The organism is Prevotella melaninogenica, assembly GCF_018128065.1.
Taxonomy (GTDB): Bacteria; Bacteroidota; Bacteroidia; order Bacteroidales; family Bacteroidaceae; genus Prevotella.
The window spans coordinates 1,079,566-1,094,605 of record NZ_CP072360.1; the positions used below are offsets into that span (position 1 = coordinate 1,079,566).

The window sequence follows — 15,040 nt, forward strand, 5'->3', positions numbered from 1 at the left end:
AGGTTTTAAATATTTTCTAGAATCTAGAAAGCATTTATTTTCTTCTGTATATGATATGTTTTAAAAGCTTAATTTGTTTTTTTATAAATAGGCAAAAAAATGATGGAAAATATTAAAATAGCTGTTATTGGCTTAGGGTATGTTGGCTTGCCTTTGGCAAGATTATTCTCAACAAAGTTTAAGACCGTTGGTTTTGATATGAATCAAAAACGTGTTGATGCATTAATGGCTGGTCATGATGCTACATTAGAAGTGTCAGATGAGTTATTACAGTCTGCTTTAAAAAATGGATTTGTATGTACAACTAATCTTGAGGATATTAAAGACTGTAATTTTTATGTTGTTGCCGTACCAACGCCAGTTGATGTAAATAATCGTCCTGACTTGAAGCCTCTTTGGGGTGCAAGTGAGACGGTTGGTAAAGTTATTTCTAAGGGAGATATTGTTGTTTATGAGTCAACAGTGTATCCTGGTGTAACGGAAGAAGAATGTTTGCCTGTAGTAGAGAAAGTTTCTGGCTTAACATTCAACAAAGACTTTTTTGCAGGTTATTCTCCTGAGCGTATAAACCCAGGCGATAAGGAGCATACTGTAGAGAAAATTAAAAAGGTAACATCGGGTTCTACTCCTGAAATTGCAGATTTGGTAGATAATGTGTATAATGCAGTTCTTATTAATGGAACACATAAAGCACCTTCTATAAAAGTAGCTGAAGCTTCAAAGATTATTGAGAACTCTCAACGTGACGTTAACATTGCCTTTATGAATGAGTTGGCTAAGATTTTCAATGCAATGGGTATTGATACAAGAGATGTGATAGATGCCGCAGCCTCTAAGTGGAATTTTATTAAGTTGAATCCTGGTTTAGTTGGCGGTCATTGTATCAGTGTAGATCCTTATTATCTTATTCAAAAGGCACAGGTCTATGGAGTTTTGCCACGTATAATGTCTGCAGCACGAAGATTGAATGATGGTATGGGAGATTACGTTGCAAATCAGACTATCAAGATGATGAATAAGAAGGGTGCACTCGTCAAAGATTCTAATATCTTAATACTTGGAATCACCTTTAAGGAGAATTGTCCTGATGTACGTAATACTAAGGTTGTTGATATTTATTCTACATTGTCAGAGTACACTTCAAACATTACGGTCTTTGACCCATGGGCTAATGTGGATAGGGTGAAGAAAGAATATGGAATTGATGCTGTTGAAACTTTGCCTAAAGATAAGAAATACGATGCGATTATTCTTGCTGTTTCTCACAAGCAGTTTGCTGATACAGACTGGAGAGAAAAATTGAATGAGAATGGTGTTATCTATGATGTCAAAGGCTTTTTAAATAGAGATGTTGTTGATGGACGACTATAAATATAAACTTAGCATAATCATTCCAATGTATAATGCAGAGAAGTACATTGGGGCTTGCTTAGACTCCATTCTTGACTCTGATTTACTAAAAGAGGAGTATGAAATTGTTATAGTTAATGATGGATCAAAGGATAATTCTCCAGAGATTGCCCAAAACTATGCTTCAAAGTATTCAAATATAACATACTTAAGTCAAGAAAACCAAGGACAAAGCACGGCAAGAAATTATGGAATAAAAACTTGTCAAGGTGAGTATGTCTGGTGTGTTGATGCTGATGATAAACTTATAAGTGAACAGTTGTCAAAGATTATTGAGGCTATAGATAAGTATAATAACTTGGATATTTTAGCTGTTCAACTTCAGAATGTAACAGAAGGAGGAGAGAATTTAGATATTGAATGTTGCCAGCCTACTCTTGAACACAATAAGGTTTTATCAGGCGTAGAGGCTGTTCTTTCTGGTTATAATCCTTCTTCTATCTGTGCTTTAATTACAAAAAAACAGTTATTTATTGATAATGATATATTCTTCGTGAAAGGTATTACACATCAGGATGTAGAACTAACATATAGACTAATGCCATGTGCGCAACGTGTTGTGTTTAGTGATATAATTCCTTATCTGTATATCTATCATCCAAATTCCACCAGCAAATCAATGGTGCTGGAAAAGAAGATAAAGTATATTAAGGATGATATCTATATAATTAAGTCCTTCCGTAGATTAGCACTTTCTTTTAAAGTTACAAATCCACAGTTAAGTAGTGTGATATTTAATCGAAGCCAGAATGTTTTATTTGGCTTGGTATACTCTCTATATCGAAACAAGAAGAGTTGGCGTATATTGGGGATAAATTCTGCTATTATTGCTGAACTTAAGAAAGAAAACTTATATCCTATGCATGGAAAGTTTGACTCAGTAAAAAAAATGTTATTTGTTAGGTTTATCCTAAACATCTCTTTTTTAATAGAGTGAATTTATGTAAAACTTTTTAACTTAACTATATACTGCTATGAGAATTATTATGATATCTATGATGATGCCTGCTGCAGAAAACATTCGTGGTACGAGTGCATTGCCTTTTCATTTATTAGCAGGTAGAGAAAAGAATATAGAAGTTATTTTGTATTCGTATAATTTAAATGGGTTGTCAAAGGAACAGATCGATTCCGTTGCAAAAGAACTTGATATAAAGATCCACATGTTACCAGTACCATGGTGGTATAATTTTATACTTAAGTTTCTTTCACCTTTTAGGTTTTTTATGAAGTTCCCTATTGGTAATTATTTCCGTTTAAGTGCTTCACAATTAGATTTTATTGTCAAAGAGAATGCTGATGGTATATGGATTTATGGTGAGGAGCTTTCTTGTGTCAGCAAGCAGTTAAAGGATTTTAAACGAGTACATACGTTGCCTGATTGTGAGTCTCTTTATTACTATAGAATGCTTGGTAAGCGTTTTACGATGATGAGCACACAAGGATATTTGAGGATTGCATCTATGTATCCGAAGTATTTAGGAATGGAAAGGAACTTTGATACTTCTTCATCAGTATATTATCATTTAGTAGGTGAAGCAGATGTTGCTTTTTTGAAAGAAATAAATCCAGAGATTCAAGCACGTTTTTTAAGGCATCCTCATTATCATGTTGCTATTCCTGCAAAGTCTATCTCTTTTTCATCACCTAAAATAAAGATTTTAATAGCTGGGCAGTATAATATATATATGCGTCAGGATTCAGATGAATTGATAGAAAGTTTGGTAAATACCAAATCTTTATCAGAGTTAAAAAATCATTATATTATTACTTTCTTGGGAAAGGGCTGGGAAAGTCATGTTAAAACTCTCGGTGATGTGGGATATGAAGTTTGTCATATAAAGTTTGCTCCTGAGTATATAGATGAGATCTGCAAGCATGATATACAGATTACGCCTATTAGTATTGGTACTGGCACTAAGGGAAAAGTTCTTGACGCAATTGCTAATGGTTTATTAGTTATAGGATCATGGTATGCATTAGAGAATATAGCCGTAGAAGATAAAGTCTCCTGTTTGCAATATAATAAAGTTAATGACGTTGTTACAATGTTGCAGCAAATATGTTCAAGTCCTTCTCAATATGAAAATATTGCCAAGAAGGGGCGACAAGCAGTACTTAGCTTTCATGCTGGAAGTAGTATTGCGCAGCAGCTTTATTCTTTATTTTATAATAAGACTCATTAGTATCTAATAAGAAGTAGATGAGCTAAAAAATAAATATATCGTCTGCTTGTAATGCGAGAACACAAGAAGGATTATTCACACGATTCGTTATAGAAATGTTTTTATTATTGTCTAAAATAATATGATATGTTTTTTGTTTTTTTATACATAGTTGTTTCTGCCATTTGTTTTTCCTTGTTTAGAAGTCGACGTGACCTCACTATTGAATGGCTTATAGGTATTTTGTTAATATTGGCATTAGTTGTAGGTTTAGGTGATATGCTGGGCGGTTATGACCGTTATATTTATTGTGATCTTTTTGATTCAAATGCTGATAGAATTCGTGCAGGTGGTCCTTTCCTAAATCCAGAAAGTCCTCTTATGGGATATAGTAAAGAAATGTCGTATGTAATATGGAATTGCTTAGTAGCTTATATAACTCCTAATCGATATATATTTATTCTTATTACAACACTCTTCGTCTATTCACTTTTGTTTTTTTCTCTCCGTGATATCTTCATGAAGTATCCTATTTCTATCTTAATTTTTATGGGACTATGGTTCTTCTTTACATTTACTTATTTGCGACAAGTAATGGCGGCAAGTTGTGCTTGGCTGTCTTATCAATATGTAATAAAAAAGAAATTTGTTCCTTTTTTAATACTTTGGTTTATTGCTTACAAGTTCCATAATTCTGCTATTATATTTTTTGTGTTCTATTTTTTACCAGAAAGGAAATGGAAGAAATCAACTATTGTTACAGTTTTAATACTGTCATTTCTTATAGGTGCTTCAGGATTGCCGATGTCCGTATATCATCTTTATGACGATGCTTTGGATATTCAAAGAGCTTCCAGTTATGCTGATGATTATCCTGGTATCCGAGTTGATTATGTGCTTGAGGTTCTGGTTATGATATACTTAATTTTTTCTCGTTATGATGAAATACCTAAAGATAGAAAAAATCTTATATATTTGAACGCATCTCTGATGTTTTGTATTATCCTCCTAATCTTTCTCCACTCTTCTAATGCAGGTCGACAAAGTTGGTATTATATGTTAGGTATTATATATACACTCTCTTTCTTGTCCTCAAAAAGGAGAAAGTTAGATAATTATATGAAGATGGTATATATGCTTGTAACTGTACTCTATCTGCGTATAGTATTTGGTTGGGGGATACTTTTAACTCCTTATAAGTCTTTCCTCACAAATGGTCATCGGACTAATGATCCTATTTATTATAAGTACGAGTATGACAATGGATATGATGCTGATAAGTTTTATAGGCCAGCCATTGATATATATATACCATAATGATTATTTATAGTATAGGCTTATTGCTACTGATTAATAAATTCTATTTTTATGCAGAATTCTAAATTCAAATATTCTGTTGCAATCCGAACAGTTGGAAAAGCTGGGGATAAGTACATTCAAGAGTTGCAGTCACTTCACAATCAAACAGTGAAGCCTGAACATATTTATGTGCATCTTGCTCATGGGTTTGAACGTCCGAAAGAGCAAGTGGGTATGGAGGAGTATATAGATACTCCAAAGGGGTTAGTGCATCAACGAGCTGCCGCTAATATGGTAGAAGAAGAGTATGTGCTAATTATTGATGATGATGTTTATTTCCCTGAAGATGCTGTTGAAAAGATGTATAATGCTTTACGAAAGTATAATGCTGATGGTATTGCACCAGATACTTTTCCTTCTCAAAGTATGAGCTTTTTTTCAAAGGTGGGAGCATATCTGACTAATACGGTTAAAGGACGAAAAAACGATGGATGGGCTATACGTATTCAACGTTCTGGAGCATTCTCCTTTAATAGTAATCCCGAGAAAGGAGCAATCTATCCTACAGAAAGTGCTGCTGGAACTGCAGTCTTTATGAAGACAAAAGTATGGAAAGCTATTCATTATGAACATGAGGTATGGATTGACAAGTATCCTGCTGGTACGTTTGGTGAAGACCAGTTGATGTATCAGAAGATAATAGAGAATGGATTTAAACTATTAATGTGGTATGACTCTGGAGTTCTTCATTTAGATGCAAATACTAATAAAGCCAGTCAGAAATCATACGATAAGATTTATTATCGTGCCATGTCACAGTACTTGACTTGGTATCGTTGTGTTTATGACTTGCCAAGAAACACATCAGCAGATAAATTAAAGAATCAATTGGCTTATGCTTATAGATTTCTATTGAGTTGTAGTGTTAGATTGGTTTATTCTATCCTTCAATTTTCTCCAAGATTTTTGACTGCACATATCAAAGGTAATCTTGATGCTAGAAAATTCGTGAAAAGTGAGGAATATATCAGTTTACCTCATTTTGTTCTTTCACCAAAAGAATAAATTTGTATAAGAAGTTTCTTTAGCTATGGATAAACCAAAGTTTAGTATCGTTGTTCCTGTTTATAATGCAGAGGGATATCTGCGTAAATGCCTTGATTCACTTCTTCGCCAAGGTTTGGATAGTTATGAGATTCTATTAGTTAATGATGGGAGTACTGATAGTTCTCTGTCTATATGTCAGGAGTATGCAGAAAATAATCATAGGATAAAAGTATTGAGCCAAAACAATCAAGGTGTTTGTGCTGCACGGAACAATGGTCTAGAACATTCGACAGGGGAATGGATAGTATTGGTAGATTCGGATGATTATCTTTTAGATAATGGATTGTATACAGCTTTTTCTGCTGTTAAATGTCAAGAAGAGTATGATGTCATTCAGTATAAGAGCAGCTATGATTTTTGGCCAAAGAAAGCCCTTACATCTGATGTGATTTTTATGGGGAGTGGACATGATTTGATTAGACAGTCGGGCTTTGTTTCTTTCTGTTGGTTATGTTTTTATAGGAGAGAGTTCTTGATTCGCAACCATATTCACTTTAATAATAAGTATATTGTAGGAGAAGACCAATTGTTTGTTGCTAATGTGTTTCTTCATAACCCACGAACAGCTGTGGTTTCAACAGACATTTATCGTTATGTTGTACATGAAGATAGTGCAACAACCAAGCGTGATGTAAAACATACAAGACGATGTGTTGAGGATTATCTGTCGTCTTTCTATGATATATTAAGTATAGCTAAGAGTGTAAAAGGTGATGAAAAGGAAGGTGTTGTGTTAGCTTGCTATAATGCACTGAATGCAAAGAAAATGTTTGGGTTCAGTAGAATGTTGTCTTCTCAATATGATTATAGAAATTTTAAGCGAATCAGGTCTCGAGCACGAGAAGTAGAATTTTATCCAATCTTTCCGAATGGGGCAGGAATGAAACCTCTGTGTATGGCTTGGATGATTAATTTGATACTTAAGCATTATTTTTTCTATAAACCTGCTTCTTGGCTTTTTAATAGTCTTGTTGTAAAATATATTCTCCCACGATTAAGAGTAAATCTGAAGAATGAAAAATAAAATCATAACAATTGTTACACCTACTTATAATAGGGCTGATAAACTACCTCTATTATTTGAAAGTCTTTGTCAGCAGAGTTGCAAAGATTTTGAATGGTTATGTATAGATGATGGTAGTTCTGATAATACAGAGGAACTTGTCGGACAATTTATTCAGAAAATGTCATCATCATCAGAAGGCTTTCCTATAAAATATATTTATAAGAAGAATGGAGGAAAACATTCTGCATTGAATATTGCATTCAAAGAGGTACAGACAGAGTTGTTGTTTATAGTTGATTCCGATGATATACTCGTAGAGGAATCTATAGCTACCATTATAGAAGATTGGCATAAACTTGACCATAAAGAAAATATTTGTGGGATGGGTTACCTCAAGGGATTTATAAATAATAGCTTAATTGGAGATGCTTATTCTAAAGATAAATTTATTGGTAATTTTATAGATGAACGCTACAACAGAGGAGTTGATGGAGATAAAGCAGAAATTTGGGCAACAGATAAAATTAGAGGTTTTCAATATCCAGAGATTGAAGGTGAGAAGTTCATCTCTGAATCTGTTGCTTGGATTTGGCTGGCTAAGCAATATAACATGCTATTTGTTAATAAAATTATCTACCTTGTTGAGTATCAGTCTGGAGGCTTATCTGATTCTGGTAGATTGTTAAGATTTAGATGTCCTAAACAGATGGTGTATGGTTCACTGATGACGATGTCAAAAGAGTTCTCTATTAAAATACGTGTTAAAGAAACTCTACTTTATATTGTATATTCTCTTTTTGGTAAGAGAAGTCTTAAAGAACTTTTTCATTGTGAGTATAAACTACTTGTATTTATTAATCTTGTTCCAGGATATTTGCTTTACAAGTATTGGAAATGGAAGTATATGTAGTGCAAATGACTAAAGATTGAATTTTGATGAGAATACTGCAAGTCATTACATCTTTGGAAATGGGCGGTGCTGAAACTTTGGTAGTTAATTTGATACCAAGGTTGCAGGCATTAGGGCATACTGTAGATTTGTGCGTTTTTAATGGTACAGAAACGCCATTGACTAATAGACTGAAGAAAGAGAGCCCACAAACGAAGATATATGCGCTGGGACATGGGGCTTACAATCCACTCTATATATTGAAGCTGACAAAGATAATGAGGAACTATGATATTATTCACACACATAATTCCTCACCACAGCTTTTTGTAGCTATTGCGAGATCGTTCTGCCCAGTGAAACTTGTGTCTACAGAACATACAACTTCTAATCGCAAACGTGAATGGAAGTGGTATGCACCGATTGAGAGCTGGATGTATGGACAGTATAACCATGTGATTTGTATAAGTCAGATTGCAGAGGAAAAGTTGCGAGTGTATATGGGAGGTTTTTGGATGGAAAAGTCTAATCCCAAGTATGAGCAAATCTCAACAATCAACAATGGTGTAGATGTAAAGGCAATCAGTAATGCAGCTCCCGATAATGAGTTGTTATCGTTGAAAGGACAGAGAAAGGCTATTTTGATGGTAGCGGGATTCCGAGATGCAAAAGATCAGGATACCGTTGTCAGGAGCTTGAGTTTGCTGAATAACGATAAGTTTGAAATTTGGTTTGCAGGTGTCGGTGTTCGTCAGGATACTGTCAAGCAGTTAGCAGACTCACTCGGTGTTGGTGAACGGGTGAGGTTCCTTGGCTTACGTACGGATATACCGAATGTACTGCGGTCTGCAGATGTTATCGTGATGTCTTCTCATTGGGAAGGGTTGAGCCTTAGCAATGTGGAAGGGATGAGTGCTCATAAGCCTTTTATAGCATCTAATGTAAATGGGTTGAAAGAGGTAACAAAAGGATATGGTATTCTTTTCCCGCATGAAGATGCAAAGGTCTTGGCAGATGAGATTAATCATTTAACAAGTGATGAGGCTTATTATAATGAGATAGCTGAACGTTGTTATAATAGAGCTTTGGAGTTTGATATTTCAAAAACGGTCAATGGATATAATAATGTTTATAAAGATGTAAATTCTAATGGGTAAAGATAGAATAGCATATTTAGATTTTGTAAAGTTCATAGCAATACTTCTTGTATGTATTGGTCATTGCTATTTAATGAGTCCAAACTTAGAAAGCAGTATTCGACCTATTATCTATTCTTTTCACATGCCGCTGTTTATGTTGGTGTGTGGTTATTTTTCCATTCGTAGCTTAGAAATACCTATCAAATCTCTTTTGGAAAAGAAGAGTAAACAATTGTTGATTCCTGTTATATCGTGTACCATTTTAATTATTTGTCTATTCGGGGGGGGGATTCGTCTAGAAATTATAGGTTGTGTTTGGTTTCTTAAGAATCTGTTTGTATGCTATCTTATAGCAAGATTTGTCAAATGCGTTAAAATACCAGTAGAGATTACGTTTCCGCTTTCATGGGTAATACTTTTAATTATTCCTTATAGTGGAACATTGATGATTAATTTTCTCTATTTCTATTTTTGTGTTGGCTATTTAATCCATAAATATCAAGATTATATTCAAAGTTATAGAGTCTCCCTATTTGTATTTTCTCTTGTCTTTTTTATAGCAGCAGTTTGTATGCATTGGACAAATCCTTCTGAAAAAGTTGATATAAATTTACTTATGTTTAGTCCTTTCAAGTTTGTTGTACAAGTTTTTGTCGGACTTTCTGGCTCTATAGTTGTAATAGGTATTTGTGAGCTTATATATAAGTTGTTTGGAAAGCGACAGAGGGCAGGGAAGGTTCTATCATATTTTAGTACTATTGGTAGATATACTTTGGGAATATATATTGTACAAACTTTTATAATAGAGCGGTTAATAACTGTATATATAAAGTTAAATGAGGCAGTCATTTCACCAGCTTTTACAGATTTTATTTTTATCCCATTGATTGGTAGTGCCTTATGTTGTGTTTGCTATTATGTTGTTCGTTTAACACAACCAATTAAAATAATAAATATTCTTTTTTATGGGGTACAGAAATAGGAAGTATAATTTCTTATCTATTGAGGCTAAATCTTACAATAATGGATGAGAAAGTTATTGATTTACAGAGCAGTTGTTTGAATATCTTCTCGGTTTCCTGAATATACTATAGCTATTAGACGTATAATGTGAATATTAATTTATGATAGGAAGAAATAATTTAGTTAAACTTATAGATTGCTGTTATCGTGAACCTCTGATGAAGTTCAGGATTATGAAGGAGAAAGGGTTCTCTTTGTATACAACGGGAAATAGTTATCCGTTTGTATTTATGGTTGATGGTAGAATTCCTCATGGTGGAATGTTTGACAGACTGAAAGGTCTGATTACTATTTATGCTATATCTAAAACTTTGGAAAAGCCATTTAAATTGAATTGGACTTATCCGTTTGTATTAAGTAAGTATCTTGAGCCAAATGAGTATGATTGGCTAATTGATGAGAGCCAAATGAATTTTGGTCTTCTTTCATATAATAATGTTATAGCCTACGGAGAGATAATAGACCCTTCTCGTTTATATAAGAAACGTTCGTCTGAAACACATTTCTATTATGGTTATAACTCATTAGATAAGGTGAATGCTCATTTTGGGACGAGTTACCAGTGGGGTGAGTTGTATAGAGAACTATTTCGCCCAACAAATTACCTCCAACGTTATTTGGATCAATATCAGTCAGAGATAGGAGCGAACTATATAGCAATTCATACACGTTTTATGAATCTCTTGGGTGACAAGACGGAAACTAATATCAATCCTGAATTAAGTTCTGAAAATCAAAAGAGTGCATTGGTTGAGGCTGCTATCAATTCTGTAAAGAAGACATCTGAACAGCATCCTAACACAAGGATTCTTATTGCTTCCGATTCGATGGTTTTCATTGAGGAGATAAAGAAAGCAAAGCTTGATGTGTATATTGTGCCTGGAACTGTAAAGCACATTGATACTGCTGGTGAAACAGATGATTCTGAGAATATAAAGATGTTTACAGACTATTACTTAATCAGTGGTGCGCAAAAAGTTTATAGCTTATGGCATGAAGGAATGTGGAAGAGTGCATTCCCAGAGTATGCTGCAAGAATTGGAAATGTGAATTTTGAACGTGTCGAGTTCTAAATCATGAAGAAGAAATTAATTCGCGTTACAACTGCGGACATATCTTTAAATAGTTTGCTAAAAGGGCAGCTGAAATTTTTGAACCAATACTTTGAGGTTATTGGTGTTGCAAAGGATACAGGGGTACTGAAGGAAGTTCAGGAACGAGAGGGAATCCGCGTTGTAGATGCCCCATTGGAGCGCCCTATCAGTTTGTTGAAAGATCTTAAAGGGTTATGGTTTTTGTATCGCTTGTTCCGTAAAGAGAAGCCATGGTGTGTTCATGCTAATACGCCTAAGGGAAGTCTGTTGGCGATGATAGCTGCTGGGTTTGCTGGTATACCTCATAGAGTCTATACCGTTACAGGACTTCGTTACCAAGGAGCACATGGAATTCTTAGAATTATTCTTAAAACTATGGAACGCCTTTCATGCCTTTTTGCTACGAATGTTATTCCAGAAGGGCAGGGGGTGTTACATGCCTTGCACAAAGATAGTATTACTAATAAGCCATTACGTGTAATTTGGAATGGAAACATTAATGGTGTTGATACAGAATTCTTTTTGCCAGCAGAGGATAAAATCGAGAAGTCTGATATCTTTACTTTTGTCTTTATTGGAAGAATTGTTAAAGATAAGGGAATGCATGAACTCACTGAATGTATGCGACAGTTGAATTGTCGATTAATCTTGGTTGGATCATTCGAACAGGAAGATGCTGTGTCTGAAGCCGACAAGGAGTTTTTGACAACTTCTGATAAAGTGAAATTTGTCGGCTGGCAAAGTGATGTTCGTCCTTTCTTAGCTCAAGCAGATGCACTTGTTTTTCCAAGTTATCGTGAAGGATTTCCAAATGTTCCAATGCAAGCGGGTGCTATGGGGTTGTCTTGTATTGTAACGAATATTAATGGTTGCAATGAAATCATTAAAGATGGACTGAATGGTAAAATTATTGCTGCTCCTCTTAAAGAAGGATCAGAGGTTATGCAGCAGGCTTTGTTTAATACTATGAAATGGTTTATTGAGCACCCAGAGGAGGCGAAGCGCATGGGGCGTAACGCTCGTCCTATGATTTGTGAAAGATTTGAACAGAAGGATATTTGGAAGGCTTTAAAAGAGTTTTACGATGCTTTATAAAATAGCACATATCCTACGTGACAAGTTCCCTTGGATTTGGGATGTAATAGGCATCATAAATTCTTTCCTTTTTGGATTAAGGTATGATGGTAAAATGATACAAGTTCAGAAGATTCTTATTCATTTTACTAAGACAATAGAAGAGGATGACAATGCGCTTTTCTATAAGATAGAGGTCCTTTGTAAGGATAATCTTTCTTTGTTGGTAAAGATGTTTGCAGAACAGCCTGCGTCAGCTTTTGACTTCTTTAAGCCTCATGGTTTCGATGAACTGTCATTAAACAAGTTAGCAAAAGATAAAAGTTTTCTTGCTTATATTGTTGTTGCAGAAGGAAATGCTCAGCAAAAAGTATGTGTTGGATATTTTTTTCAGCGTAGTTTCTTTTGGGGGAAATCCTTTCGTGGATATATGACAGATTATCGTTGGCAACGTCGAGGAATCAATAAAATGATGAATCTATGTGCGACAGAGATATCTTCATTGTTAGGTCTCCGAGTGTTTGGTACAATAGCACCAGATAATATTGCTTCTATGAAATCTGCTCAGACTGCTAATGATATTCATATTGTTGAAACATTACCTAATGGAGATTACTATGTAGAGTACAGACCTAAAAAGGATTAATCTGTAAGGTTATTCTTTTTGGATTCTGAAAAATTATTCTTAAATATTGTAGTATAATTATGTTTTTAAAATGGTTATTTGATAAACTTGCATCTTTGTTTGGGTTGCTATTCCTTAGTCCAGTATTATTGGTTGTAGCAATTCTGATTAAGGTGAAGATGCCTGGTCCTATATTGTTCTGTCAGAAGCGAGTGGGGCAGTATGGGAAACTATTTACCGTTTATAAGTTCAGATCCATGACTGTTAAGGCTGAGGCAGCAGTGGCAAGTCGGGATTCAGAAGCAACTTCTATTGCTTCAACTGAACAGTGCCGTATCACACCACTTGGCGAGAAACTCAGACGTTATAAGTTAGACGAGTTACCTGAACTTTGGAATGTCCTCAAGGGTGATATGAGTTTTGTCGGTCCACGCCCAGACGTTCCTGGTTATGCTGATCAGTTGCAAGGCGAAGAAAGAGATATACTGAAGTTAAAGCCAGGAATAACAGGTCCAGCCAGTTTGAAGTATAGAAATGAGGAAGAACTCTTAGCTTCTGTAGAGAATCCTGCACAATATAATGATGAGGTGATTTTCCCAGACAAAGTAAAGTTAAACCTCTATTATCTCAAACACTATTCATTTATAAAAGATATTCAAATGATTATCTGTACGGTTCTCGGTAAAAAGATGGACTATGCAGGTGAAAAAATATAATTAGTAAAAATGGAAAGAAACCGTGTTTTACTTTGTCTCGCTCACATGAGTGGTAACGAGATGAGATACATCCAAGAGGCGTTTGATACCAATTGGGTGGTGCCATTGGGTCCAAATGTCAATGGTTTTGAAGATGATTTGAGACGTTTTTCAGTCTCTGTAAGTCCTTCAGGTGAAAGAAGAAGCTTCCTTGAAAAAGAGGAATATCCACAGACAATTATGGCGCATGAGGATAATCCTGATAACTTGTGGAAGGAGTCTTTGCCAGGATTGGAGGATAAGCGTATTGTAGCACTCTGTTCTGGTACTTCTGCTGTACATCTCTCTTTGGTTGCATTGGGCGTAAAGGCAGGTGATGAGGTTATCTGTCAGAGTTTCACTTTCTGTGCCAGTTCACATCCAGTAACTTACCTTGGTGCAACTCCAGTGTTTGTTGACTCAGAAAAGGAAACATGGAATCTTGACCCTGTGTTGTTAGAGGAAGCAATTAAAGATAGAATTGCTAAGACGGGAAAGAAGCCAAAAGCAATTATTGTCGTTTATCTCTATGGTATGCCTGCAAAGATAAAGGAGATACTTGCTGTTGCAGATAAGTATGATATACCAGTTGTTGAGGATGCTGCAGAGGGATTAGGGTCACGATATGAGGGACAGGTATGTGGTACCTTTGGTGAGTATGGTGTTCTGTCATTTAATGGAAACAAGATGATTACCACATCAGGTGGTGGTGCACTTGTTTGTCCTAATGAAGAAGCTCGTAATAATGTGATGTTCTATGCAACACAGGCTCGTGAGGGTTATCCATACTATCAGCACGAGAAGATTGGATATAACTATCGTATGAGTAATGTCTGTGCAGGTATCGGCCGTGGTCAGATGACAGTTCTTGATGAGCATATTGCCCATCACCGTCATATTGCTCATTTGTATGAAGAGGCTTTCAGTAAGATAGATGGTATTACCTTCCACGCAAACCCTTCACCAGAGTTCGATTCAAACTTCTGGTTGAACACAATGGTTCTTGATCCTTCTGTTAAGGTTAAAGGTCAGGAGAATGCATATAAGACAACGGTACAGGGAGCGGTTGGTGGTGCAGCTGGTGTTATACATTCAGTAGATAATGCACATACTGATTGCGAACCTAATGCTAATGTTGAGGCTATGCGTGTTTTCCTTGATAAAGCTAATATCGAGAGTCGCCCTCTTTGGAAGCCAATGCACAAGCAGCCTTGTTATAAAGATTGTCCAGCATATGTAAATGGTGTGAGCGAAAATCTTTTCAAAGTAGGTATGTGTTTACCAAGTGGACCATTAGTAACAGATGATGATGTAAAGTATATTGTTGAGAAAATAAAAGAAGCTATGGTTTAAGTCTCATGTTTTTTTCTCCCATATTAAGGGCTGACGTCGTAGATCTTAATGTCTTCGGTGCCAGCCCTTGCTGTGTTTCTTCATATATTAGATTATAGTAATATCTTATTAACTCCGCTTTC

General features: G+C 35.3%; 14 protein-coding genes. All 14 read left to right on the forward strand.

Features of this window, described 5'->3' with window-relative positions; translation table 11 throughout:
* Positions 1 to 102: 102 nt before the first annotated feature.
* The 14 genes from J5A56_RS10205 (at position 103) to J5A56_RS10270 (ending at position 14,918) form a co-directional block, all read left to right on the forward strand.
* On the forward strand, positions 103 to 1,371 hold the full coding sequence (locus J5A56_RS10205; RefSeq protein ID WP_036920415.1) for a nucleotide sugar dehydrogenase: 1,269 nt from the start codon (positions 103 to 105) through the stop codon (positions 1,369 to 1,371).
* Positions 1,358 to 2,347, forward strand: coding sequence for a glycosyltransferase (locus tag J5A56_RS10210; protein ID WP_021672995.1), 990 nt, complete (start codon positions 1,358 to 1,360; stop codon positions 2,345 to 2,347). The genes J5A56_RS10205 and J5A56_RS10210 overlap by 14 nt, the downstream gene beginning before the upstream one ends.
* A 37-nt stretch (positions 2,348 to 2,384) precedes the next feature.
* Complete coding sequence (locus tag J5A56_RS10215) at positions 2,385 to 3,596, forward strand: glycosyltransferase (protein ID WP_021672996.1); 1,212 nt, start codon at positions 2,385 to 2,387, stop codon at positions 3,594 to 3,596.
* A gap of 126 nt (positions 3,597 to 3,722) precedes the next feature.
* Positions 3,723 to 4,892: an EpsG family protein gene (locus tag J5A56_RS10220; RefSeq protein WP_021672997.1), complete on the forward strand. Its 1,170-nt coding sequence runs from the start codon at positions 3,723 to 3,725 to the stop codon at positions 4,890 to 4,892.
* A 51-nt stretch (positions 4,893 to 4,943) separates the two neighbouring features.
* Positions 4,944 to 5,939, forward strand: coding sequence for a glycosyltransferase family A protein (locus tag J5A56_RS10225; RefSeq protein WP_021672998.1), 996 nt, complete (start codon positions 4,944 to 4,946; stop codon positions 5,937 to 5,939).
* A 25-nt stretch (positions 5,940 to 5,964) separates the two neighbouring features.
* Entirely contained in the window at positions 5,965 to 7,005 is a 1,041-nt protein-coding gene (locus J5A56_RS10230) for a glycosyltransferase (protein ID WP_021672999.1), read from the forward strand.
* Positions 6,995 to 7,897 (forward strand): glycosyltransferase family 2 protein, encoded by a 903-nt coding sequence (locus J5A56_RS10235; RefSeq protein WP_021673000.1) that lies wholly within the window; start codon positions 6,995 to 6,997, stop codon positions 7,895 to 7,897. Before J5A56_RS10230 ends, J5A56_RS10235 begins: the two co-directional genes overlap by 11 nt.
* A gap of 26 nt (positions 7,898 to 7,923) precedes the next feature.
* Positions 7,924 to 9,033: a glycosyltransferase family 4 protein gene (locus J5A56_RS10240; protein ID WP_021673001.1), complete on the forward strand. Its 1,110-nt coding sequence runs from the start codon at positions 7,924 to 7,926 to the stop codon at positions 9,031 to 9,033.
* Entirely contained in the window at positions 9,026 to 9,997 is a 972-nt protein-coding gene (locus J5A56_RS10245) for an acyltransferase family protein (protein WP_021673002.1), read from the forward strand. The genes J5A56_RS10240 and J5A56_RS10245 overlap by 8 nt, the downstream gene beginning before the upstream one ends.
* A gap of 199 nt (positions 9,998 to 10,196) precedes the next feature.
* Complete coding sequence (locus J5A56_RS10250) at positions 10,197 to 11,111, forward strand: hypothetical protein (protein ID WP_036920398.1); 915 nt, start codon at positions 10,197 to 10,199, stop codon at positions 11,109 to 11,111.
* 3 nt (positions 11,112 to 11,114) lie between these two features.
* Positions 11,115 to 12,227: a glycosyltransferase family 4 protein gene (locus J5A56_RS10255; RefSeq protein WP_021673004.1), complete on the forward strand. Its 1,113-nt coding sequence runs from the start codon at positions 11,115 to 11,117 to the stop codon at positions 12,225 to 12,227.
* Entirely contained in the window at positions 12,217 to 12,852 is a 636-nt protein-coding gene (locus tag J5A56_RS10260; RefSeq protein WP_021673005.1) for a hypothetical protein, read from the forward strand. The genes J5A56_RS10255 and J5A56_RS10260 overlap by 11 nt, the downstream gene beginning before the upstream one ends.
* Positions 12,853 to 12,911: 59 nt before the next feature.
* Positions 12,912 to 13,547, forward strand: coding sequence for a sugar transferase (locus J5A56_RS10265; RefSeq protein WP_021673006.1), 636 nt, complete (start codon positions 12,912 to 12,914; stop codon positions 13,545 to 13,547).
* A gap of 9 nt (positions 13,548 to 13,556) precedes the next feature.
* Positions 13,557 to 14,918, forward strand: coding sequence for an aminotransferase class I/II-fold pyridoxal phosphate-dependent enzyme (locus tag J5A56_RS10270; protein WP_021673007.1), 1,362 nt, complete (start codon positions 13,557 to 13,559; stop codon positions 14,916 to 14,918).
* The last annotated feature ends 122 nt before the right edge of the window (positions 14,919 to 15,040 follow it).